This window comes from Propioniciclava sp. MC1595, from assembly GCF_017569205.1.
GTDB lineage: Bacteria > Actinomycetota > Actinomycetes > Propionibacteriales > Propionibacteriaceae > Propioniciclava.
Window position 1 is genome coordinate 1,117,295 of record NZ_CP071870.1, and the last position, 21,704, is coordinate 1,138,998.

Genomic DNA, 21,704 nt, shown 5'->3' on the forward strand with positions numbered 1-21,704 from the left:
GGTCCTCATAAAAAGGATATCGGCCGACATATCAAGGAGCCCCCGCATGGTCGGAGAAGTCCAGCGACACGAGGCGCCCGGTTCTGGCCGGGTGCTGACGATGTCCACCATCGCGTTCACGATGATGTTCGCGGTGTGGCTGATGTTCGGCATCCTCGGCAAGCCCATCCAGGCGGAGTTCGGGCTGACCGACGTCGAGCTCAGCTGGATCAGCGCGGTGGCCGTCCTCAACGGCTCGATGTGGCGCCTGCCGGCCGGCATGCTGGCCGACCGCATCGGTGGCAAGAAGGTCATGCTGTTCCTGCTGGTGTCCGGGGCGGTGGCGTCGTTCGCGGTCTCGTTTGCCAACAGCTACCCCATGCTGCTCGTGCTGGCCTTCCTGGTCGGCTTCGTCGGCAACAGCTTCAGCGTCGGTGTCGCGTGGAACAACGCGTGGTTCACCGACCGCCGCAAGGGCTTCGCCCTGGGCCTGTTCGGCGCCGGCAACGTGGGTGCCTCGGTGACCAAGTTCATCGGCCCTGCGATCATCGCGGCCACCGCGGGGGCCACGTACGGCCTCGGTGTCGTGGGCGGCTGGCGACTCATCCCGGTCATCTACGGCGTGCTGCTGCTGGCCATCGCCGTCACCCTGTTCTTCGTCACCCCGCACGCCGACCGGATGCCCGGCGCGACCAAGAGCGTCGCGGCGATGCTGGAGCCCCTCAAGGACATCCGGGTGTGGCGGTTCTCGCTGTACTACGTCGTCGTGTTCGGCGCGTACGTCGCGCTGTCGGCGACCCTGCCGGCCTACTACGTCGACAACTTCGGGGTCGACCTCACGACCGCTGGCCTGCTCACGGCGACCTTCATCTTCCCGGCCTCCCTGCTGCGGCCGGTCGGTGGCTGGTTCAGCGACCGCTGGGGCGCACGCAGGGCCATGTACGGCACCTTCTTCGTGATGCTCGCCGCCTCCGGCGTCCTGATGATGCCCAACGGCCACATCGTGCTGTACCAGCCCGACGGTGGGCGCAACGAGGTCATGCACTACGCGATCAACCTCTGGCTGTTCGTCGCCCTGGTCTTCGTGATCGGCTGTGCGATGGGCGTCGGCAAGGCCGCGGTCTACAAGCACATCCCCACGTACTTCCCCGACAACGTCGGGTCCGTGGGTGGCCTGGTCGGGATGCTCGGCGGCCTGGGCGGCTTCTTCCTCCCGCCGATGTTCGCCTACACCAAGCAGTTCACCGGCATGGCCAACTCGACGTTCGCGATCCTCTTCGCCGTCACCGCCATCTCCCTGGTCTGGATGCACTGGACCATCCACCGCATGCTCCACGCCGAGTCCCCGCACCTGGGCGACGCCATCGAGGTCCCGTCCTCGCCGGCCAGCCCCCGTGAGTACGTCCCCGCCCGCTCCACCACCGCCCTCACCGAGGAGGAACTGCGATGAGTACAGAAGCCCGTTCCGGCAAGGAATGGTTGACCGCCTGGAATCCCGAGGACGAGGCCACCTGGGACAAGGCTCTTGCCTGGCGCACCCTGTGGATCACGACCTTCACGCTCACGATGTGCTTCGTCGCCTGGTTCCTGCCCAGCGCGATCATCCCGAAGCTCAACGCGATCGGCTACAACTTCACGCCCGGCCAGCTGTACTGGCTCGCGGCGACCCCGGGCCTGTCGGCCGGCCTCCTGCGCCTGGTCTGGATGGTGCTGCCCCCGATCATGGGCACCCGCAAGATGGTGGCGCTGACCACGCTGCTGCTGTTCTTCCCGGTGCTCGGCTGGGGCGTGCGCACCATGCTGCCGGGCACGGCGCCCTACTGGGAACTGCTCGTACTGGCGTTCCTCGCCGGCATCGGCGGCGGCGCGTTCTCGGGCTTCATGCCCTCGACGTCCTACTTCTTCCCCAAGCGCATGCAGGGCACCGCGCTGGGCCTGCAGGCCGGCATCGGCAACTTCGGTGTCTCGCTGGTGCAGCTGCTCACCCCGTGGATCATCGGCTTCGGCATGTTCTGGTGGATGGGCATCAGCCAGGAGATGAAGCTGCCCGGCAAGCCCGACCAGACGGTCTGGTACCAGGCCGCCTCCTACGTCTGGCTGCCCTTCATCCTCATCGGTGCGTACCTGGCCTGGCAGTACTTGAAGTCCGTGCCGATCAAGGCCAACATCCGCCAGCAGTTCGACATCTTCTCCAACCAGGACACCTGGTGGATGACGATCCTCTACATCATGACCTTCGGCACGTTCTCCGGCCTGTCGGCCCAGTTCGGCCTGCTGATGAACCAGCTGTACGGCTCCGGCAACGCCGCGATCGTCCAGGGGACCGGCGCGGCGGCGCAGATCCTCGTCGACGGCTACACCGTGCCCGACCCCGCGAAGTACGTCTTCCTCGGGCCGCTCGTCGGCGCCGGCGCGCGCGTGCTGTTCGCCCCGCTCACCGACAAGATGGGTGGCGCGATCTGGACGCTGGTGTCCGGCATCGGCCTCGTCGGTTCGATCTGGTGGACCATCGGCGGCCTGACCCCCGACCTGACGTCGGCGGCCACGCTCTCGGCCGGCTTCAACCGCTTCCTGTGGGGCATGCTGCTGATCTTCCTGTTCGCGGGGATCGGCAACGCGTCGACGTTCAAGCAGATGCCGATGATCTTCGAGCCCCGCCAGGCCGGTGGCGTCATCGGCTGGACCGCCGCGATCGCCGCCTTCGGCCCGTTCCTGTTCGGCATCGGCCTCACCACGCTCGGCGTCGTGCCGTTCTACTGGATCGGCGTCGTGTGGGCCGTCCTGTGCGTCGCGCTCACCTGGTGGCGTTACGCCCGCCCGGGCGCCCCGAAGCCCAGCTGACCGCCGGGGGCCTTGGCCGGCCCCGGCAGACGCACCTCCCGAGTGAATCCGCACCTGCTCCAGTGGGTGCGGATTCACTTTGGGGGTGCGTCTGTGTCCGCGCCCGGTTCGCCCGGTGCATCCGGGCTTGTGGATGGCTTGTTGTCATCGTTTGCACGCCCTGCGAGGCCCCTCGCTTGCCTATTAGTCGGAGTGACTATAAATTGGAGGTGTCCTCAAGGGAGGACGTGAAGAAGGAAAGCGAGGAGGTGCAGCATGAAGCTCAGCGACATCGTCGAGATGTGGAACGAGATCTCCGAGGAGATGGCCCAGGCCCACCAGCTCTGAGGACACCCCGGGGTTCCTGAACCCCCCGCTCCCCGGCCCAGGGGATGCGAAACGACAATCCAAGCCTGACACCACAAAGCGGTGGTGTCGGGCTTGAACCATGTTCGGGCCCGTTTCAGCGCAGTCCCGGCGGGACCGGCCCCTCCTCGTCCAGCTAGTCTGGCCCCCGACATGGCACACCTGCTCGGGGCCGAAGGGCTCCACCTCGAATTCCCCACCAAGGTCGTCTTCGACTCCGTCACGCTCGGGGTCAACGAGGGCGACCGCATCGGCATCGTCGGGCGCAACGGCGACGGCAAGTCGTCGCTGCTGGCCATGCTGGCCGGACGCCTCGCGCCGATGGCCGGCAAGGTCACGACCCGGCGCGACCTGCGCATCGGCGTGCTCGACCAGGCCGACACACTGGACGAGTCGCTGACGGTGGCGGAGGCCGTCGTCGGGGACGCCCCCGAGCACGAGTGGGCCGGCGACCCGAAGGTGCGCGACGTCATCGCCGGGCTGCTCGCCGACGTGCCGTGGGACGGTGTCGTGGGGTCGCTCTCGGGCGGCCAGCGCCGCCGGGTCGCGCTGGCGGGGCTGCTGGCGGGGGAGTGGGACGTCCTGGCCCTCGACGAGCCCACCAACCACCTCGACGTCGAGGGCATCACCTGGCTCGCAGGGCACCTGAAGCAGCGCTGGGCGGCCAACGCCGGCGGGCTGATGGTCGTCACGCACGACCGCTGGTTCCTCGACGAGGTGTGCACCGCGACGTGGGAGGTGCACGACCGGATCGTCGAGCCCTTCGAGGGCGGGTACGCCGCCTACATCCTTCAGCGCGTCGAGCGCGACCGGCAGGCCGCGGCCATCGAGCAGCGCCGCCAGAACCTCGCCCGCAAGGAGCTCGCGTGGCTCCGCCGCGGCGCGCCCGCGCGTACGTCCAAGCCGAAGTTCCGTATCGACGCCGCCAACGCGCTCATCGCCGACGTGCCGCCGCTGCGCGACACCGTCGGCCTGCAGTCGCTGGCCGTCGCCCGCCTCGGCAAGGACGTCATCGACCTGCACGACGCCGGCGTCTCCTACGGCGACAACGAGGTGCTGCGCGGCATCGAGTGGCGCCTCGCTCCCGGCGAGCGCACCGGCATCCTCGGCGTCAACGGCGCCGGCAAGTCGACGCTGCTGAAGCTCATCGACGGCTCGCTTAAGCCGTCTTCGGGCCGGGTGAAGCGCGGCAAGACCGTGCAGGTGGCCACCCTCAGCCAGCAGTTGGGCGGGCTGGAGGAGCACCTCGACGAGCCCGTGCGGGTGATGATCGGACGCCTGCGCACCAGCTACACCTTCGGGTCGGGTTCCAAGGCGCAGGAGATGACGCCCAGCCAGCTGCTCGAGCGCCTCGGGTTCACCAGCGCCCAGCTGAGCACCCCGATCAAGGACCTCTCCGGTGGCCAGCAGCGTCGCCTGCAGCTGCTGCTGATCCTGCTCGCCCAGCCGAACGTGCTGATCCTCGACGAGCCCACCAACGACCTCGACACCGACATGCTCGCCGCCGTCGAGGACCTCCTCGACTCGTGGCCGGGCACCCTGATCGTGGTGTCCCACGACCGGTACTTCCTCGAGCGCGTCACCGACCAGCAGTACGCCGTGATGGGTGGGCACCTGCGCCACCTCCCCGGCGGCGTCGACGAGTACCTCCGCCTGCGGCGCGCCCAGGCTGCGCCTGCGGCGTCCGGGTCGGGGCGGGCTGCCGCCCCCGCGCGGGGAGTTGCGCCTGCGGCGTCCGGGAATGGGCTGAGTGGCGCCGAGCTGCGCGCCGCCCAGAAGGAGGTCGCCGCCGTCGAGCGGCGTATCGCCAAGCTCACCGCCCAGGTGGACGCCGCCAAGGTCGCCCTCGCCGAACACGACCACACCGACTACGCAGGGCTCGCCACGAAGATGGCCGCCATCGGCGCGATGGAGTCCGAGGTCGAGGAGCTCGAGCTCCAGTGGCTGGAACTCTCGGAAGCCCTCGAAGGCTGAGCTCGCTGTACTGACCCTGACACAACAGTGGATCGGGGCCGGTAGTCCGACCAGGATCCACTGTTGGGTTCGAGTCAATGGGCCGCATGCACCAGACCGCGGCCCGAACCAGGCTCAGCGCCCGCGCATCGCCCGGTTGATGCCCTTGGGCGTCGGCATCGGGCCCTTGGGCATCGGCGCCTTGGGGCGCACGGCGTCCAGGGCGCGCAGGCGCTGGCGCACCTCGGTCACCTGGTGGGGCTGCAGCGCCTTGGGCAGGGCCTTGATGTGCTTCTCGAGGTCGCCCAGCTTGACCTGGCCGTCGCCCTTGCCGAGCAGGACCTGGGTCACGGGCGTCCCGTACGAGACCTGCTCGTGCTTGCGGGCCTCGCCCTGGATCAGCGGACGCACGCGGCCCACGGTGCCCTCGCCGATGAGCACGATGCCGCTGGGGCCGACGACGCGGTGCACCAGGTCGAGCTGGCGGGTCGCGGCGATGCCCATGTCGTAGGTGTACTTCTTGTTGTTCAGCAGCTGCAGGGCGACCTCGGCCGAACCGGGCTGGCCCTCGTAGCGCTTCACCATCGCGTACTTCACCCGCCGGGTGAGCATGATCATGGCGCCGAGCACGCCCGAGACCAGCGCCAGGGGCAGCCAAGCCCACCAGGCCATGTTCGACACGATGCCCAGCACGGCGATCAGGGCGACGAGGCCCAGGCCGACGCCGAGCATCCACCACGTCACCGACGGGTCGACCTCGGCGGTGCGCTTGTACGCCTCGACGAACTGACGCCAACGACCCCAGTCCCGCGGGTCGTCGCTGTTCTTGCGCCGCAGCTTCTCCGCCTTGATGGCGGCCTTCTGCTTGGCGGCGAGTTCCTTCGCCTTTTCGCTGGCCATTCTCACTCCACGCTGGTCGTCACGGGTGCCTTGCGCCGGGCATCGATCGCCTGGCGGTAGAGCCGGCCCGCACGGTAGGACGAGCGGACGAGCGGCCCCGAGAGCACTCCTGCATATCCTAGGGCCTTCGCCTCGGTCTCCAGCTCACCGAACTCCTCGGGCGTCACCCAGCGGTCGATCGGGTGGTGCTTGGCCGACGGGCGCAGGTACTGCGTGATCGTGACCAGCTCGGTGCCCGCCGAGCGCAGGTCGACCAGGGCCTGCGTGATCTCCTCGCGCGTCTCGCCCATGCCCAGGATCAGGTTCGACTTGGTCACCAGCCCCGCCTCGCGGGCCTGGGCCAGCACCGACAGCGAGCGGTCGTAGTCGAACGCCGGGCGGATGCGCCTGAAGATCCGTGGCACGGTCTCGACGTTGTGCGCGAACACCTCGGGGGCCGCCTCGAACACCGTCTCCAGCGCCGAGCGCGAGCCCTTGAAGTCGTCGACCAGCAGCTCGACGCCGCAACCGGGGTTGAGCTCCTTGATCTGGCGGCAGGTCTCGGCGTACAGCCACGACGCGCCGTCGGGCAGGTCGTCGCGGGCCACGCCGGTCACGGTCGCGTAGCGCAGGCCCATCTCGCGCACCGACTCGGCGACGCGGCGCGGCTCGTCCTTGTCGTAGCCCGATGGACGCCCCGTCGCGATCTGGCAGAAGTCGCAGCGGCGCGTGCACTGGTCGCCGCCGATGAGGAAGGTGGCCTCGCGGTCCTCCCAGCACTCGAAGATGTTGGGGCACCCGGCCTCCTGGCACACCGTGTGCAGGCCGCCGCCCTTCACCCGTGACTGCATGTCCCGGTACTCCGGGCCCATCACCGCCTTGGTCTTGATCCAGGCCGGCTTGCGTTCGATCGGGGTCTCTGCGTTGCGCGCCTCGATGCGCAGCAGTCGACGTGGCTGGGTGTCGGTCACCCGACCATCCTAGGCTCGGGTACGGGTCATGCCGTCGGGCGGCTCCCGAGGGCGGACAGCACCGGCTTCAGCACCATCCACCACTGCTCCTTCGGACGCCGCACGTCCCAGTCCACGAGGTCGTCCAGGTCGCGCACCGACCGGACGCCCTCCGGTGTGGTGAACCCGTGCACGGCCTCGCCGGACGCCAGCGCCTCGGTCATCCAGTCGGTCACCTGCGCGGCCAGCCGGACGCCGTTGATGCGGTCGAAGGGGGTCGGGATGCCGCCCTGCTGGACGTGGCCGAGCACCACGCCGCGGACGCTGAACGCGCCCCGACCCTCGGCCTCGAACATCCGGGTCAGCAGGTCGGTGGTGTAGAACGCGGACGCCTCCTCGTTGCGGATCGCCAGCCACCGGTCCTGCCCGGACGCGAAGGCCTCGATCATCGCGTCCACGTCCTCCTTGAGGTCGGCGATGGTGAGCCCGTCCTCCTGCAGGTAGACGCGCTCGGCGCCGGCGGCGACACCGGTGGTCAGGGCGAGGAAGCCGCACCGGCGTCCCATCACCTCGACCACGAACGCCCGCTGCGTGGCCGACGCGGACCGCTTGATCCGGTCCACCGACTCGACCGCCACGTTGAGGGCGGTGTCGGCACCGATGGCCATCTGCAGGCTGGGCAGGTTGTTGTCGATGGACGCCGGCACGACCACCATCGGGATCCCCAGGGCGGGGAACCGCTTGCGCTCGGCGTGGAACAGGGTGAGCGCCCGGTAGGCCTGGAACCCGCCGATGACGACGATGCCGTCCAGGGCCTGGGTCTCGATCGAGCGCGCAAGGGCGTAGAGGTCCTCCTCGCCGGGGATCCACCGTTGGGTGCCCAGGTTGGCCCCGCCCGCCGACGACCAGCCCTCGACGTCGGCCCACCCGAGCTCGTGCAGGTCGCCCGCGATCAGGCCCGGGAAGCCGCCCTCGACCCCCACCATCGTGTGCCCGCGGTCGACGCCCAGCCGGACCAGGGCCTTCGCGGCGGGGTTCATGCCCGGCGCGAGCCCGCCCGCGTGCATGACGGCGATGCGCTTGCCGGTGGCGTGCTCGGGACCGCGGGTGCGGGCCTCCGACAGCCGGCGGAAGGTCTTGTGCATCTGGACGAAGGAGCTGCCGCGGGCGGCCATGGCCTCCTCGTAGCGCCCCTCCTCGACGAACGTGGCCACGGCGCGGGTGGCGGCCACGGCGTCCGCCAGCGGCATGGGGTGCGGGCGGTTGGCCCGGACGCCGATGACCTGCGGCTCGCGATCGCCCCGCAGCACCTCGTCGACGGCCGCGTGCCCGACCAGGGACGCCATCCACCGGTCGTAGGCCGAGGGGATGCCACCGCGCTGGACGTGGCCCAGGATCGTGACGCGGGGGTCCTCGCCCATCTCGTCGGCCAGCGCGCTGCGCACGTCGTCGGCCGTGATGGGACGCCCCTGCCGGTCGGCGGCGCCCTCGGCCACCACGACGATCGAGCTGCGCCGCCCTGCGTCGCGGGATCGCTTCAGCACCGACGCCAGGTGCGACTGCCAGCCCGCCTCGGGCGGGAACTCGGGCACCAGCGCGTAGTCGGCACCGCCCGCGATCGCGCTCATCAGGGCGAGGTAGCCGCAGTGGCGGCCCATCACCTCGACGACGAAGATGCGCTGGTGGGACGCCGCGGTGCTGGCGATGGCGTCGATCGCCTCGGTGATGCGGTGGAGGGCGGAGTCGGTGCCGATCGTCATGTCGGTGCCGACCATGTCGTTGTCGATCGTCCCGACGAGGCCGGCGATGACCAGGTGCCCGTGGCGCTCGGCCTGCTCGGGGGTGATCTCGCCGGCGTCCCGCAGGGCGGCCACGTGGTCGGGCCACTCGGCGCGCAGCATGTCGGTGCCGGTGAGGGAGCCGTCGCCGCCGATCACGATGATGCGGTCGATGCCGTGGCCGATGAGGTTCGCCGCGGCCCGGCGCCGGCCCTCCTCGGTGCGGAACTCGGCGCACCGGGCGGTGCCGATCACGGTGCCGCCGTCGGCGGTGATGCCGGACACGTCGTCCCACGACAGCGGGCGGATCTGGTCGCCCCCGTCGACGGCGCCCTTCCAACCCTCGAGGATCCCGTAGACCTCGGCGCCGGCGCCGATGCCGGCGCGGACCACGGCCCGCACGGCCGCGTTCATGCCGGGGGCGTCCCCGCCCGAGGTCAGGACACCGATGCGCACTGCCATGGACCCAACCCTAGGCCCCCGCGGCCTCCACGGGGAGTCGCGCGGCGCGACCGGCCGCACCTGTCTCGAGGGCGAAGGCGAGCTCACGGGCCAGCAGGGGCTCCAGGTCCCGGGCGACGTCGACCAGCGCGGCGGCCGAGCCGACCTCGTCGGCGATGCTGGTCACGCCGGCGTCGTCGATGCCGCACGGCACGATGTTGCCGAACGGGCCGACCGAGTCGGCGGACACGTTGAGGGCGAACCCGTGCATGGTCGTCATCCGTGACACCCGGATGCCGATGGCGCAGATCTTGCGCTCGGGGCGTCCGTCGTCGGCGGGCAGCCAGACGCCGGTGCGCCCGTCGACCCGCCCGCCACGGATGCCGAGCGGGGCCAGCACGTCGATCACCGCCTGCTCGAGGCGGCGCACGTACTCGAGGGGTCCGATCTGGCGCGACAGCGTCACGATCGGGTAGCCGACCAGCTGGCCGGGGCCGTGGTAGGTGATCTTGCCGCCGCGGTCGACGTCGATCACCGGGGTGCCGTCGAAGGGGCGCTCGGTGTCGAGGGTGCGGCGTCCGGCGGTGTAGACGGGCGGGTGCTGCACGTAGAGCACCTGCGGGCCGACCTCTCCGGCGACCACCCGGGCGTGGACGGCGCGCTGGTAGTCCCAGGTCGCGCGGTAGTCGCTGGGGGCCAGGTCGGTGCCGTCGAAGCCCAGGTACTCGAACGTGAACCCGTCACGGGTGGAGGGATGCTGCACGCCGGGCACTGTACGCGCATCCCGGGACGCCGACGGGCCGCCCCCATGCTGGGAGCGGGCCCGTCGGTGTGCTGCGGTGTGCATCAGGCGCCGAACTCGGCCCCGAAGTCGCCCTCCTCCAGGCGCGCCTTCACGAAGGAGAGGAAGCGCGCGGCGTCGGCACCGTCGACCAGGCGGTGGTCGTAGGACAGCGACAGGTACATCATGTCGCGGATCGCGATGACCTCACCCAGCTCGGGGTCGTTCACGACGACCGGGCGCTTCACGAGCGCGCCGGTGCCGAGGATGGCGACCTCGGGCTGGTTCACGATCGGGGTGTCGAACAGCGTGCCCGCCGACCCGTAGTTCGTGATGGTGAAGGTGCCGCCGGACAGCTCGTCGGGGCCCACCTTGTTGGTGCGGGTCCGCGCCGCGATGTCGGCGATCTTCTTGGCCAGGCCGGTGACGTTGAGGTCACCCGCGTCCTTGACGACCGGGACCAGCAGGCCACGCTCGGTGTCCACGGCGATGCCGACGTGCTCGGAGTCGCGGTAGTGGATCTCGCCGGCCTCGGTGTCGATCTGCGCGTTGAGCTTCGGGAAGTTCTTCAGGCCCTCGACCGCCGCCTTCGTGATGAACGGCAGGTACGACAGCGAGGCACCCTCGCGGGCCTTGAAGGCGTCCTTGGCCTTCGCGCGGATCTTGCTGATGTTGGTCAGGTCGACCTCGACCGTCGCCGTGAGCTGCGCCGAGACCTGCAGGGACTCGACCATGCGCGAGGCGATGATCTTGCGCAGGCGCGACATCTTCTCGGTCGTGCCGCGCTTGGCCTCGGCGGCCGGGTCACCCTGCGGGGCGGACGCCGCGGGTGCGGCCGGGGCGGCCGGTGCAGCGGCGGCGGGAGCAGCAGCCGGAGCGGCGGCGGGGGCCTCCTGTTTCGGGGCCTTGGCGGCCTCGGCGGCGGCCAGGACGTCCTGCTTGCGGATGCGGCCACCGACGCCGGAGCCCTGCACCGAGTTCAGGTCGATGCCGTGCTGGGCGGCGAGCTTGCGGACCAGCGGGGTCACGTAGCCGGTGTCGGGCGCCTCGGCGGCCCGGCGCGGCGCGGCCTCCTCCTTGGGAGCCTCCTGCTTCGGGGCCTCCTGCTTGGGCTCCTGGGGAGCCTCCTGCTTCGGCTCCTCCTTCGGGGCCTCCTGCTGCTTGGGCTCCTCCTGGGCGGGGGCCGCGGGGGCCTCGGCGGGGGCGGAGCCGGCGGCGTTGGGGTCGCCGATGATGGCCAAGACGGCGCCGACCTCGGCGGTCTCGTCCTCCTGGACGCGGATCTCGAGGAGGGTGCCGGCGGCGGGGGAGGGGATCTCGGTGTCGACCTTGTCGGTGGAGACCTCGACCAGGGCCTCGTCGGCCTCGACGGTGTCGCCGACGGCCTTGAGCCAGCGGGAGATGGTGCCCTCGGTGACGGACTCACCCAGCGCGGGCAGGGTCACCTCGGTGCCCTGCGCGGCACCACCGGAGGGGGCCGCGGCGGCCTGCTGCTCGGCCGCGCTCGGGTCGACCGGGGCGGCCTGCTCCTCGGCGGGGGTGTCGGCCACCTCCTGGACCTCCTCGGCCGGGGCGGCCGCGGGGGCGTCGCCGCCGCCGGAGGCCTCGCCGGGCTCGCCGATCACGGCCAGGACGGCGCCGACCTCGGCGGTGTCGTCCTCCTGGAAGAGGATCTCCAGCACCGTGCCGGCCACCGGCGACGGGATCTCGGTGTCGACCTTGTCGGTCGACACCTCCACCAGCGCCTCGTCGACCTCGACGGTGTCGCCGACCTGCTTCAGCCAGCGGGAGATGGTGCCTTCCGTGACGCTTTCACCCAGTGCGGGAAGGGGGACATTGGTCGGCATGCTCACAGGCTCCTTCTTCGATGACTGGCCGTTTCCTGACCCAGACTAGCCCCCTGCCGGGGGACTGCACACACCGGATCCGCCGGTTGGCGGACGGTGGATTTCACCCGGCGAGCTGCCGGGCGAGGGAGATGAGGGTGCGGACCCCGGACCCCGTGCCACCGGTGGGCACGTAGTCGTAGGGGCCGCCGCCGTTCCACGCGGGGCCGGCGATGTCGAGGTGCGCCCAACGGTTCCCCTCGGGCACGAACGACTGCAGGAACGCCGCCGCCGTGAGGGCACCGCCGTAGCGGGACTTGCCCGAGCTGGCCAGGTCGGCCACCTCCGACTTGAGGTTGTCGCGGATCTCCTCCGGGATCGGCAACTGCCAGAACGCCTCGCCGGAGGCCTCGGCGGCGTCCAGCAGGTCGTCGGCGGTCTCGTCGTCGGACGCCATCAGCCCGGCCACGCGCTCGCCCAGGGCGACCACGCAGGCGCCCGTGAGGGTGGCGACGTCGACGACCAGGTCGGGGTTGTCCTCCCCGGCACGGACCAGCGCGTCAGCCATGACGAGGCGACCCTCGGCGTCCGAGTTCGCGTTCTCGACCGTCTTGCCGCCGTACATGGTCAGCACGTCGGAGGGGCGGTAGGCCGTACCCGAGGGCATGTTCTCGGCCATGGCCGCGTAGGCGGTGACGCGCACCTTGAGCTTGAGGTCGGCGATCGCGCGCACGGCGGCGATCACCGCGGCGGCGCCGGCCATGTCGCACTTCATGGTGATCATGCCGTCGGCGGGCTTGAGGTTGAGGCCCCCGGTGTCGAAGGTGATGCCCTTGCCGACGAGGGCAAGGTGGGTCTTCGCGCCGCGGGGGTTGTACTCGATGCGGACCAGGCGCGGCGGGCGGGACGAGCCGCCGCCGACGCCGAGGATGCCGCCGTAGCCGCCGCGGGCCAGCGCCTTCTCGTCGAGCACCTCGACGTCGAGGCGCGCGTCGCGCGCCAGCGCACGGGCGGCGTCGGCGAAGGTCTCGGGGTAGAGGGCGTTCGGCGGGGTGTTCACCCAGTCGCGGGCGCGGCACACGGCGGTGGCGACGACGGTCGCCTCGTCGACGTGGGCCTTGGCGTCCTTGGCGGGGGAGACGACCACGAGCGAGCCGAGGGGCCGCTTGGCCTCCTGGCGGGTCTCCTTGGCGTAGCCGTACGCGCCGAGCAGCGCGCCCTCGGCGACGCCGCGCAGCACCTCGGGCTCGATGGCCTCGAAGCTGAGCGCGACGGCCAGCGTGCGGTCGCCGGCCACCTTGGCTGCGGCGCGCACCGCGTTGCCCGCGGCCCGGCGGACCTGCTCGGGGGTGACGTCGACCCCGCCGATGCCCGTGACGACCAGGCCGGGCTGGCCGGGGAGGACCACGGTGGTGCCGGGCTTGGCCGCGGCGCCCATCGACTGCGCCGACTCCAGCAGAGACGTCCCGTGGCGCTTGGCCCACGCCTTGTCGAGCTCGTCGGGAACCCCGACGAGGACGGGGCCGTCCGAGGCGTCCGCCAGGCCGACGACGAGGAGGTCGGCCTCCTTCGGCAGGGACGCGGCAGCGGTGATCGAGGGGAGCGCGGCGTTGGGCACGGGGTCCTTCTCCTTCAGCGGGTACGTCGAGTGGGGTCCGGTCACTCACCCTACCCACCTGCGGTAGGTTCTCGATCATGGCTGATCTGAAGACGTCACCCCTGCACGAGCGCCACGTCGCGCTCGGGGCCAAGTTCGCCGAGTTCGGCGGCTGGTCGATGCCGCTGCAGTACTCCTCGATCGTCGCCGAGCACAAGGCCGTGCGCGACGCCGTGGGCATCTTCGACGTGAGCCACCTGGGCAACGCGCGGGTCACCGGCCCCGGCGCCCGTGACTTCGTCAACGCCTGCTTCACCAACGACCTGGGCAAGATCGGCCCGGGTCAGGCCCAGTACACGCTGTGCTGCGCCGAGGACGGCGGCGTGGTCGACGACCTCATCCAGTACCTGGTCTCCGACGACGAGGTCATCCTGATCCCGAACGCGGCGAACACCACCGAGGTCGTCCGCCGCCTCGAAGAGGCCGCCCCCGAGGGCATCACCGTCACCAATGAGCACGACGACTACGCGATCATCGCCGTCCAGGGCCCGCACTCCGACGAGCTGCTCGAGAAGCTCGGCGTCGTGGCCGACTTCGACTACATGCAGTTCCGCGAGGCCACCTTCGACGGCGTCCCGCTGACCGTGTGCCGCACCGGCTACACCGGCGAGCGCGGCTACGAGCTGGTCTGCCGCACCGAGGACGCCCTGACCGTCTGGGACGCCGTGGTCGCCGCCGGCGAGGAGTTCGGCATGCTGCCGTGCGGCCTCGGCGCCCGCGACACCCTGCGCACCGAGATGGGCTACCCGCTGCACGGCCACGAGCTGTCGCTCGAGATCAACCCGGTCGAGGCCGGCGCCGGCTGGGCCGTCGGGTGGTCCAAGCCCACCTTCTGGGGTGCGGACGCCCTCCGCGCGGCCAAGGAGACCGGCCCGGCCCGCCGCTCGCGCGCCATCAAGTCGTCCGGACGCGCGATCCCGCGCCCCGGCATGGAGTGCGTGGACGCCGACGGCAACGTCGTCGGGACGGTCACGTCCGGGACCTTCTCCCCGACGCTGCAGGTCGGCATCGGCCTGGCGCTGCTGGCGCCCGAGTACACGCCTGGGACGCAGGTCGGCGTCCAGGTGCGCCGCAACGTCGAGCAGTTCGAGGTCGTGAAGCCCCCGTTCGTGCAGACGCAGGTGCGATCCGCTTGAGCCGCCGCTTCTGGGCCCACGTCGCCCTCGCCGTGGTCGGCGTGGCCGTGGTCGTGTGGGCGCTCCTGACCTGGTTCAACCCGACGATCGAGTGCCGGGGCGTCCGGATGGGCCCCGGCGACGTGTGCCACAACGCCGAGGGCACGAAGGTGCAGACCTACGACGACCGGCTGGACGCGCTGCGGCTGTCCACGCCGGTCATGGTCGGCACGGGGGTGGTCGTGGCCGGCTTCGGCGCCGCGCTCGCGGTCGCCGACCGGAGGCGCACCGCCTGAGTCAGGCGTGCAGGCTCATCGGGCCGTAGACGACCCGGCCCTCCTCCAGGAGGGTGACGGCGTCGACGCCGGCGTCCACGAGGTCCTCGAAGGACTCGGTCAGCCACGCCTCGGCGTCGGCCTGCGTGGCGAACTCCCGGCCGAGGCCCGCCTCGGTGGCGGCCGCGGCGTCGGGGGCGTTGTCGGCGGCCCAGGTGAACGGCATCAGTACGCCTCCCCCCGCTTGATCCGCGGCGCGGGACGGCGCCAGCGGCGGAACGTCATCTGGCGGTTGAAGCCGTACATCAGCAGGCCGCGCAGCGGCGTGCCGGGGTGGCGCTCGGCGAGCAGCCGCTTGTAGCTGCGCCACATCAGCACCACGTCGGCGACCATCACCGCGATGTAGGCCCAGGAGGCGTACAGGAACCACTGGATGTGGGGGAGCAGCGCCGGGATCAGGGTGGCCGCCATGATGCCGAGCAGGATCGGCATCGCGAACTCGGCCGGGTTGAAGCGGGCGTCGACGTGGTCGCGCATCAGCGTGCGGGCCGGGGAGGCCTCGGCGGCGGCGAACTGCTTGTCGCGCACCGCGTACTGGGCCTGGCGCTCGCGGCGGCGGGCCTCCTTGGGGGAGAGCTGGGGGTTGAGTCGCGCCCGGCGGGCCGCCTCGGCCTCGCGACGGGTGGGCGTGGGCGCCGACTTCTTGCCGCCGGGGGCGTGCACGGACGCCTCGGGCTCGGGCGTCGGCTCGGGCTCGGCGGACTTCTTGAACAGGGACACGGTTCCTCTGCTTCGACTCAACGGGTGCGGATCGCCGACCAGTCTATTCCACGGCTCAGGGTTCGTTCCGGGTCACCACCCGCGGCTGCGCCCTGCCGCGTGCCGGGGAGCGCGGCTAGGCTGGCGGGCGTTACCCCCGTTCCCACGGAAGGACCCACGACCACCATGGCCGGTTTGTTCGAACGCCTCAAGCTTGTCTTCAACGCCAAGGCCGACAAGGCGCTGGACAAGTTGGAGGATCCCCGCGAGACCCTCGACTACTCCTACCAGCGCCAGCTCGAGCTGCTGCAGAAGGTGCGTCGCGGCGTCGCCGACGTGGCCACCAGCCGCAAGCGGGTGGAGCTCCAGGCCAACCAGCTGGACGCCGAGATGAAGAAGCTGACGCTGTCGGCGTCCCGCGCCCTCGAGGTCAACCGCGAGGACCTGGCCCGCGAGGCGCTCACCCGCAAGTCCGGCCTCCAGGGCCAGCTCGACGACCTGATGGCCCAGCACGCGACCCTGCAGGGCGAGGAGGAGAAGCTCGTCCGGGCGTCCACCCGCCTGCAGGCCAAGGTCGACGCGTTCCGCACCCGCAAGGAGACCATCAAGGCCACCTACTCCGCCGCCGAGGCACAGACCCGCATCAACGAGGCCTTCACCGGCATCTCCGAGGAGATGGGCGACGTCGGCCTGGCGATCCAGCGGGCCGAGGACAAGACGGCCCAGATGCAGGCCCGCGCCGGTGCCATCGACGAGCTGCTCGCCTCCGGCGCGCTGGAGGACCCCAGCGGCAGCTTCAAGGACGACATCACCCGTGAGCTCGACTCGCTGGCGTCCTCCTCCCAGGTCGAGAACGAGCTGGCCGCGCTGAAGGCGTCCATGGGCCAGCTGACCACCGGCGCCGCCCCGCAGGCCGCCCCGCAGCTGCCGTCGGCCCCGGCCGAGCCGGTGGACGCGGAGGTCGACGAGGTCGCACCCACCGCGGAGGCCCCCGAGGGCCACGCGCCCGAGCAGGGCAAGCCGGCCCAGGGGGTGTGACGTGATCGTCCGCATCCTCGGTGAGGGCCAGTACCGGCTCGAGGACGCCGAGCTCGACATCCTCAACGCGCTGGACGACGACGTCGAGGCCGCGGCGGTCGCTGGCGACGAGGAGTGGCTCAAGCGGGCCCTCGAGCGCCTGCTGGCCGAGGTCCGCAGCCAGGGCGTCGTCCTCGACGACGACCTCCTGATCGACTCCGACCTGATCCTGCCCGACGCCGACGCCGGCGTGGAGCAGGTGCGGGAGTGGATCGGCCGCAGCGACGAGCACTCGGGGCTGATCCCGGAGTGAGGGTCGTCGTCTGCACCGACCGCATCGGGGCCCTCGCGTCAGCCGACGCGGGGGCCGCGCTCGGTCGTGCCTTCGTCGCCGCCCGTCCGGGCACGCAGGTGGCCGTCGTGCCGATCGCGTCCGGCGGGCCCGACCTGGCGCTCGCGCTGGCCGCGCTGGGCGACGCGTCGCCCGTCGTGCGCGACCCCGGCGCCGCCCACGGCCACGTCCACCACGACCACGTCCACGGCGACGAGGAGCCGACCGGCGTCGACCCGCACTCCACCTCGGTGGGGGTGGGGCGCGCGCTGGCCGAGGCGCTGGCGTCCGGGCCGGAGCGGGTGGTGGTCGACCTGACCGGGCTGGTCACCCACGACGGCGGGGCCGGCATCCTCGCCGCGCTGGGCGCGGTGGCCGACGTGCCGCTGGACGCCGGGGCGGGTGCCCTGGGCGGCCTCACCACCCTCGACCTCGCGCCCGCCCGCGCGCGCGTGGGAGGGACGGAGCTCGTCGCGGTCGTCGACCCGTCCGAGCTGCAGGACATGCTGCTCGGCCTGCGCGGGCTCACCTCCCGCCGCGGTCGCGCCGCCGGGACGGACCCGGCCCTCATGCTGGCCACCGACGCCGCCCTCGGCACCCTCGCGGGCGCGCTCGGCCAACCGGACGCCCCGGGCCTGGGCGCCGCCGGTGGTGCCGTCCTCGCCCTGACGGCGCTCGGTGCCACCGTGATGTCCGGTCCGTCGCTCTGCTCGGCGGTCGCCGGGCTGGAGCGCACGGCGTCCCTCGCCGACGTGCTGGTCACCGGGGCCGACCACGTGGACTTCGCCTCGCGTGGCGGGGACGTCGTGCCCGAGGTCGCGGCGCTGGGGGAGCGGACCATGCGGCCCGTCGTCGTGGTGGCCCGCGAGGTCGACATCTCCGGTCGGGAACTGCGCACGTTCGGGGTCGAGGTCGCCTACGCGGTCGGGGGCGGGGCCGACCTCGGCTCGGCCGAGCTGACCCGCCGCGCGGCGGGCGTGGCGTCCAGCTGGACGTGGTGACCCTTCGCCTGTTCCGGCTCGTGACCTAAGCTGTTCCCAGCAGCGCGTCGGAATACGCCGCCCCCGCTGCGGCGTTGGAACGGCACCAAGACTCACCCGGAGGAACCAACTCATGAGCGTTGACACCCAGACCGAGGCCCTGGCCGACGGCATCATCCTGACCGAGGGCGCGGCCAAGAAGGTCTCCGACCTCGCGGCCAGCGAGGGCGAGGAGGGCCTGGCCCTGCGCATCTCCGTGGCCCCCGGCGGCTGCTCGGGCCTGCGCTACCAGCTGGCCCTCGACGACCGCGAGCTCGACGGCGACGTCGAGAAGGAGTGGTACGGCGTCAAGGTCGTCACCGACCGCATGAGCGCCCCCTACCTGGCCGGCGCCACGATCGACTTCGTGGACACCATCCAGCAGCAGGGCTTCACCATCGACAACCCGAACGCCGGTGGCTCCTGCGCCTGTGGGGACAGCTTCCACTGATCGGTGCCGTGACCCTCAGGTCACGGTTGGGACACGTTCGTCCCACGCTTCGACATCCCGTCGCTTCGCAAGAGGCGACGGGATGCTTGTTTGGGTTAGTCTGACGCCGAGCATCGACAGCTCGACCGGGTGCTGCCCTCACGTGGCGCCCGGTCGGACAAGCATCGGAAGGGTGTGACGTGGCTTCGTACCGAACGTCCAGGGCCGCACGACGCATCGCTGGTGCCACCGCCGCCATCGTGGGCGCCGTGGCACTCAGTGGTTGTACCCAGGCAACCATGGAGCAGTGGGGCAGGTGGGGCCTGCCAGAGGCGGCCAGTGACCGCGCCCCCTTCATCGGGAACCTCTGGAACGGTGCGTGGATCGCCTCGATGGTGATCGGCGTCATCGTGTGGGCCCTCATCGGGTGGGCGGTCTTCCGCTACCGCCGCCGCAGCGATGACGAGGTGCCCCGCCAGATCAAGTACAACCTCCCGATGGAGATCATGTACACGCTGGTGCCGTTCCTGATCATCGGCGTGCTGTTCTACTTCACCGTCCAGGCCCAGAACGGCGTTCTGGCCAAGGAGAGCGACGACGCGGTCCACAAGGTCGACGTCATCGGCCAGAAGTGGTCGTGGAGCTTCAGCTACAAGGAGGCGGACAACCCCGCCGTCGGCGTCGACGCGCACACCGTCGGCACCCTGGAGGAGATCCCGACGCTGGTCATGCCGCTCAACGAGCCGGTGCGCTTCAAGCTCGACTCCGCTGACGTCATCCACTCGTTCTGGATCCCCGACTTCTACTTCAAGCTCGACGTGATCCCGGGTCGCACCAACTCGTTCGACGTCACCGCGACCAAGGAGGGCACGTTCCTCGGCAAGTGCGCCGAGCTCTGCGGCACCTACCACGCGGCCATGGTGTTCTACGTCGAGGTCGTGCCCGTCGAGGAGTACAACGCGCGGATCAAGGAGCTGGCCGAGACCGGTCAGGACACCGCGCCGATCATTCCGCAGTTCCCCCAGACCGGGCCGAAGACGGAGGGCTGATCCCATGACCACCACTGCACGCGTTGACGCGACCGCCGTCCGCCCGGCCCGCAAGGAGAACCTGGGCGCGATCTTCTGGTCGTGGATGACCACGACCGACCACAAGGTCATCGCCAAGCTGTACATCTGGACGGCGCTGTTCTTCTTCGCCTTCGGTGGCCTGCTCGCGCTGGCCATCCGTGCCGAGCTGGCGTTCCCGGGTCTGCAGTACCTGCACTACGAGACCTTCAACCAGTTCTTCACCATGCACGGCACGATCATGCTGCTGATGTTCGCGACGCCGATGTTCGCCGCGTTCGCCAACGCACTCATGCCGCTGCACATCGGCGCCCCCGACGTGTCGTTCCCGCGCCTGAACATGTTCAGCTACTGGCTGTACGTCGGCGGCTCGGTGCTCGCCTGCGCCGGCTTCCTCAGCCCCGACGGCGCCGCCTCCTTCGGGTGGTTCGCGTACGTCCCGCTGTCGGACGCCGTGCACTCCCCGGGTGTCGGTGGCGACCTGTGGCTGGTCGGCCTCTACCTGCTGGGCCTGTCCTCGATCCTGGGTGCCGTGAACTTCATCACGACCATCGTGACGATGCGCGCCCCCGGCATGACGATGTTCCGCATGTCGATGTTCACCTGGAACATCCTCGTCACGTCCATCCTGATCCTGGTCGTCTTCCCGGTGCTGGCCGCCGGCCTGCTGGTGCTGCTGTCCGACCGCGTGCTCGGCACCCACATCCTCGACGCCGCCACCGGTGGCGCCATGCTGTGGCAGCACCTGTTCTGGTTCTTCGGCCACCCCGAGGTCTACGTCCTCGCGCTGCCGTTCTTCGGCATCATCACCGAGATCATCCCCGTGTTCAGCCGCAAGCCGATCTTCGGCTACATCGGCCTGGTCGGCGCCACGCTGGCCATCGGTGCCCTGTCGATCTCCGTGTGGGCGCACCACATGTACGTGACCGGCGCGGTCAACCTGCCGTTCTTCTCGTTCATGACCTTCATGATCGCCGTCCCGACGGGCGTGAAGTTCTTCAACTGGATCGGCACGATGTGGAACGGCTCGGTCAGGCTCGACAGCCCGATGCTGTGGGCCGTCGGCTTCCTGACCACGTTCCTCTTCGGTGGCCTGACGGGCGTCATCCTCGCCTCCCCGCCGCTGGACTTCCAGGTGTCCGACACCTACTTCGTGGTCGCGCACTTCCACTACGTGCTGTTCGGCACCGTCGTGTTCTCGATGTTCGCCGGCTTCTACTTCTGGTGGCCGAAGTGGTACGGCTACATGCTGGACGAGAAGCTCGCCAAGCTGCACTTCTGGCTCGTGTTCGCCGGCTTCCACCTGACCTTCCTCGTGCAGCACTGGCTGGGCATCGAGGGCATGCAGCGTCGTATCGCCGACTACCTCCCGGGTGAGGACTTCACCTTCCTCAACCAGGTCTCGACCGTCGGTTCGTTCCTGCTGGGCATCTCGATGCTGCCGTTCCTGTGGAACGTCTACAAGAGCCACAAGAACGCCCCGCGCGTGACGGTGGACGACCCGTGGGGTTGGGGACGCTCGCTGGAGTGGGCGACCTCCTGCCCGCCGCCGCGGCACAACTTCACCAAGCTGCCGCGCATCCGCAGCGAGGCTCCCGCCTTCGACCTGCACCACCCTGAGATCTCCGGCATGGGCCCGCACCCGGTCAACCCGCTGCAGGAGGCCATCGTCGCCGAGGAGTCCGAGGCCAACGAGGAGAACGCCCGATGAAGACCGAAGCGAAGCTCTTCCTGTTCCTGGTCATCTTCTTCGCGATCGTGGCACCGGTGTACGCCTTCATGACGTGGGACTCGGTGGCCGGTCACCCCGAGCCGATCGGCACGACGGTCCTGATCCTGACGCTGCTGTTCTCGGCGATGGTCTGGGGCCTGCTCTTCCTGACCGGCCGCTCCACGGGGCCCCGCCCCGAGGACCGCGCCGACAGCGAGATCATCGAGGGCGCCGGTGCGCTGGGCTTCTTCCCGCCCACCTCGATCGTCCCCTTCTGGTCGACCGTGGCCATCATGGTCATCCTGCTGGGCCCGGTGTTCGGCTGGTGGCTGACCCTGCTGGGCATCGGCATCGGCATCTGGGTCGTCTGCGGCTGGGCGTACGAGTTCTACGTCGGCGACTACAAGCACTGAGCCACCCGGCTCGCAAGACGCCTCAGGCGGCCCTCAGGGGCCGCCTGAGGCGTTTCTGTGTGGAACCGGGCCGGAAGGTCGACACTCACCCTCCCGACGCCTGAGGGGCCGAATCTGGCCTCTGGCGTGTCAGGAGG

General features: G+C 70.7%; 20 protein-coding genes. 12 read left to right on the top strand and 8 right to left on the bottom strand.

Annotated features, from left to right (window positions below):
- Positions 1–46 precede the first annotated feature (46 nt).
- The 3 genes from J4N02_RS05280 (at position 47) to J4N02_RS05290 (ending at position 5,139) form a co-directional block, all read left to right on the top strand.
- On the top strand, positions 47–1,429 hold the full coding sequence (locus tag J4N02_RS05280) for a nitrate/nitrite transporter (RefSeq protein WP_182814527.1): 1,383 nt from the start codon (positions 47–49) through the stop codon (positions 1,427–1,429).
- Entirely contained in the window at positions 1,426–2,820 is a 1,395-nt protein-coding gene (locus J4N02_RS05285) for an MFS transporter (RefSeq protein ID WP_188332656.1), read from the top strand. Before J4N02_RS05280 ends, J4N02_RS05285 begins: the two co-directional genes overlap by 4 nt.
- 498 nt (positions 2,821–3,318) lie before the next feature.
- The gene (locus J4N02_RS05290) at positions 3,319–5,139 is read left to right on the top strand and encodes an ABC-F family ATP-binding cassette domain-containing protein (RefSeq protein ID WP_188332657.1); all 1,821 of its coding nucleotides are present in this window, start codon (positions 3,319–3,321) and stop codon (positions 5,137–5,139) included.
- A 114-nt stretch (positions 5,140–5,253) separates the two neighbouring features.
- Here J4N02_RS05290 and J4N02_RS05295 read toward each other — a convergent pair whose 3' ends face one another.
- From J4N02_RS05295 to J4N02_RS05320, 6 genes are all read right to left on the bottom strand, one after another.
- Positions 5,254–6,018, bottom strand: coding sequence for a DUF4191 domain-containing protein (locus J4N02_RS05295; protein WP_182814530.1), 765 nt, complete (start codon positions 6,016–6,018; stop codon positions 5,254–5,256).
- 2 nt (positions 6,019–6,020) lie between these two features.
- The gene (gene lipA / locus J4N02_RS05300) at positions 6,021–6,968 is read right to left on the bottom strand and encodes a lipoyl synthase (RefSeq protein WP_182814531.1); all 948 of its coding nucleotides are present in this window, start codon (positions 6,966–6,968) and stop codon (positions 6,021–6,023) included.
- 26 nt (positions 6,969–6,994) lie between these two features.
- Positions 6,995–9,187, bottom strand: a complete 2,193-nt coding sequence (locus tag J4N02_RS05305; protein ID WP_182814532.1) for a 6-phosphofructokinase — start codon at positions 9,185–9,187, stop codon at positions 6,995–6,997.
- Positions 9,188–9,197: 10 nt separating this feature from the next.
- Positions 9,198–9,929 (bottom strand): lipoyl(octanoyl) transferase LipB, encoded by a 732-nt coding sequence (gene lipB / locus J4N02_RS05310; RefSeq protein ID WP_243760878.1) that lies wholly within the window; start codon positions 9,927–9,929, stop codon positions 9,198–9,200.
- A gap of 83 nt (positions 9,930–10,012) precedes the next feature.
- Positions 10,013–11,794 carry a 2-oxoglutarate dehydrogenase, E2 component, dihydrolipoamide succinyltransferase gene (gene sucB, locus J4N02_RS05315; protein ID WP_188332658.1) on the bottom strand — a complete coding sequence of 594 codons (1,782 nt, stop codon included), beginning with the start codon at positions 11,792–11,794 and terminating at the stop codon, positions 10,013–10,015.
- A gap of 103 nt (positions 11,795–11,897) precedes the next feature.
- Complete coding sequence (locus J4N02_RS05320) at positions 11,898–13,436, bottom strand: leucyl aminopeptidase (RefSeq protein ID WP_243760879.1); 1,539 nt, start codon at positions 13,434–13,436, stop codon at positions 11,898–11,900.
- 32 nt (positions 13,437–13,468) lie between these two features.
- Here J4N02_RS05320 and gcvT point away from each other — a divergent pair, with 32 nt between their 5' ends.
- Positions 13,469–14,566, top strand: a complete 1,098-nt coding sequence (gene gcvT / locus J4N02_RS05325; RefSeq protein WP_182814535.1) for a glycine cleavage system aminomethyltransferase GcvT — start codon at positions 13,469–13,471, stop codon at positions 14,564–14,566.
- A complete protein-coding gene (locus J4N02_RS05330) occupies positions 14,563–14,841 on the top strand; it encodes a hypothetical protein (protein WP_188332659.1) in 279 nt (92 codons plus the stop codon). Before gcvT ends, J4N02_RS05330 begins: the two co-directional genes overlap by 4 nt.
- A 1-nt stretch (position 14,842) precedes the next feature.
- Here J4N02_RS05330 and J4N02_RS05335 read toward each other — a convergent pair whose 3' ends face one another.
- Both J4N02_RS05335 and J4N02_RS05340 read right to left on the bottom strand, forming a co-directional pair.
- Complete coding sequence (locus J4N02_RS05335; protein WP_182814537.1) at positions 14,843–15,046, bottom strand: hypothetical protein; 204 nt, start codon at positions 15,044–15,046, stop codon at positions 14,843–14,845.
- Entirely contained in the window at positions 15,046–15,600 is a 555-nt protein-coding gene (locus J4N02_RS05340; RefSeq protein ID WP_188332660.1) for a DUF3043 domain-containing protein, read from the bottom strand. The genes J4N02_RS05335 and J4N02_RS05340 overlap by 1 nt, the downstream gene beginning before the upstream one ends.
- 165 nt (positions 15,601–15,765) lie before the next feature.
- On the opposite strand from J4N02_RS05340, the gene J4N02_RS05345 reads away from it, so the two are divergent.
- The 7 genes from J4N02_RS05345 to J4N02_RS05375 all read left to right on the top strand — a co-directional run bounded on the left by J4N02_RS05345 (position 15,766) and on the right by J4N02_RS05375 (position 21,567).
- Complete coding sequence (locus tag J4N02_RS05345) at positions 15,766–16,617, top strand: PspA/IM30 family protein (RefSeq protein WP_188332661.1); 852 nt, start codon at positions 15,766–15,768, stop codon at positions 16,615–16,617.
- Position 16,618: 1 nt separating this feature from the next.
- Positions 16,619–16,909, top strand: a complete 291-nt coding sequence (locus J4N02_RS05350) for a PspA-associated protein PspAA (RefSeq protein ID WP_182814540.1) — start codon at positions 16,619–16,621, stop codon at positions 16,907–16,909.
- Positions 16,906–17,928, top strand: coding sequence for a glycerate kinase (locus J4N02_RS05355; protein WP_188332662.1), 1,023 nt, complete (start codon positions 16,906–16,908; stop codon positions 17,926–17,928). The genes J4N02_RS05350 and J4N02_RS05355 overlap by 4 nt, the downstream gene beginning before the upstream one ends.
- A gap of 112 nt (positions 17,929–18,040) precedes the next feature.
- Positions 18,041–18,397: an iron-sulfur cluster assembly accessory protein gene (locus J4N02_RS05360; protein ID WP_182814542.1), complete on the top strand. Its 357-nt coding sequence runs from the start codon at positions 18,041–18,043 to the stop codon at positions 18,395–18,397.
- Between the two features lie 278 nt (positions 18,398–18,675).
- A complete protein-coding gene (coxB, locus tag J4N02_RS05365) occupies positions 18,676–19,425 on the top strand; it encodes a cytochrome c oxidase subunit II (RefSeq protein WP_188332663.1) in 750 nt (249 codons plus the stop codon).
- 4 nt (positions 19,426–19,429) lie between these two features.
- The gene (gene ctaD, locus J4N02_RS05370) at positions 19,430–21,154 is read left to right on the top strand and encodes a cytochrome c oxidase subunit I (protein WP_188332664.1); all 1,725 of its coding nucleotides are present in this window, start codon (positions 19,430–19,432) and stop codon (positions 21,152–21,154) included.
- On the top strand, positions 21,151–21,567 hold the full coding sequence (locus J4N02_RS05375; protein ID WP_182814545.1) for a cytochrome c oxidase subunit 4: 417 nt from the start codon (positions 21,151–21,153) through the stop codon (positions 21,565–21,567). The genes ctaD and J4N02_RS05375 overlap by 4 nt, the downstream gene beginning before the upstream one ends.
- The last annotated feature ends 137 nt before the right edge of the window (positions 21,568–21,704 follow it).

Excerpts from the sequence above, each read along its gene's own strand:
- J4N02_RS05280 (WP_182814527.1), top strand. The coding sequence starts at position 47 with ATGGTCGGAGAAGTCCAGCGACACGAGGCGCCCGGTTCTGGCCGGGTG.
- J4N02_RS05285 (WP_188332656.1), top strand. The coding sequence starts at position 1,426 with ATGAGTACAGAAGCCCGTTCCGGCAAGGAATGGTTGACCGCCTGGAAT.
- J4N02_RS05290 (WP_188332657.1), top strand. The coding sequence starts at position 3,319 with ATGGCACACCTGCTCGGGGCCGAAGGGCTCCACCTCGAATTCCCCACC.
- J4N02_RS05295 (WP_182814530.1), bottom strand. The coding sequence starts at position 6,018 with ATGGCCAGCGAAAAGGCGAAGGAACTCGCCGCCAAGCAGAAGGCCGCC.
- J4N02_RS05305 (WP_182814532.1), bottom strand. The coding sequence starts at position 9,187 with ATGGCAGTGCGCATCGGTGTCCTGACCTCGGGCGGGGACGCCCCCGGC.
- sucB (WP_188332658.1), bottom strand. The coding sequence starts at position 11,794 with ATGCCGACCAATGTCCCCCTTCCCGCACTGGGTGAAAGCGTCACGGAA.
- gcvT (WP_182814535.1), top strand. The coding sequence starts at position 13,469 with ATGGCTGATCTGAAGACGTCACCCCTGCACGAGCGCCACGTCGCGCTC.
- J4N02_RS05335 (WP_182814537.1), bottom strand. The coding sequence starts at position 15,046 with ATGCCGTTCACCTGGGCCGCCGACAACGCCCCCGACGCCGCGGCCGCC.
- J4N02_RS05345 (WP_188332661.1), top strand. The coding sequence starts at position 15,766 with ATGGCCGGTTTGTTCGAACGCCTCAAGCTTGTCTTCAACGCCAAGGCC.
- J4N02_RS05360 (WP_182814542.1), top strand. The coding sequence starts at position 18,041 with ATGAGCGTTGACACCCAGACCGAGGCCCTGGCCGACGGCATCATCCTG.
- coxB (WP_188332663.1), top strand. The coding sequence starts at position 18,676 with ATGGAGCAGTGGGGCAGGTGGGGCCTGCCAGAGGCGGCCAGTGACCGC.
- ctaD (WP_188332664.1), top strand. The coding sequence starts at position 19,430 with ATGACCACCACTGCACGCGTTGACGCGACCGCCGTCCGCCCGGCCCGC.
- J4N02_RS05375 (WP_182814545.1), top strand. The coding sequence starts at position 21,151 with ATGAAGACCGAAGCGAAGCTCTTCCTGTTCCTGGTCATCTTCTTCGCG.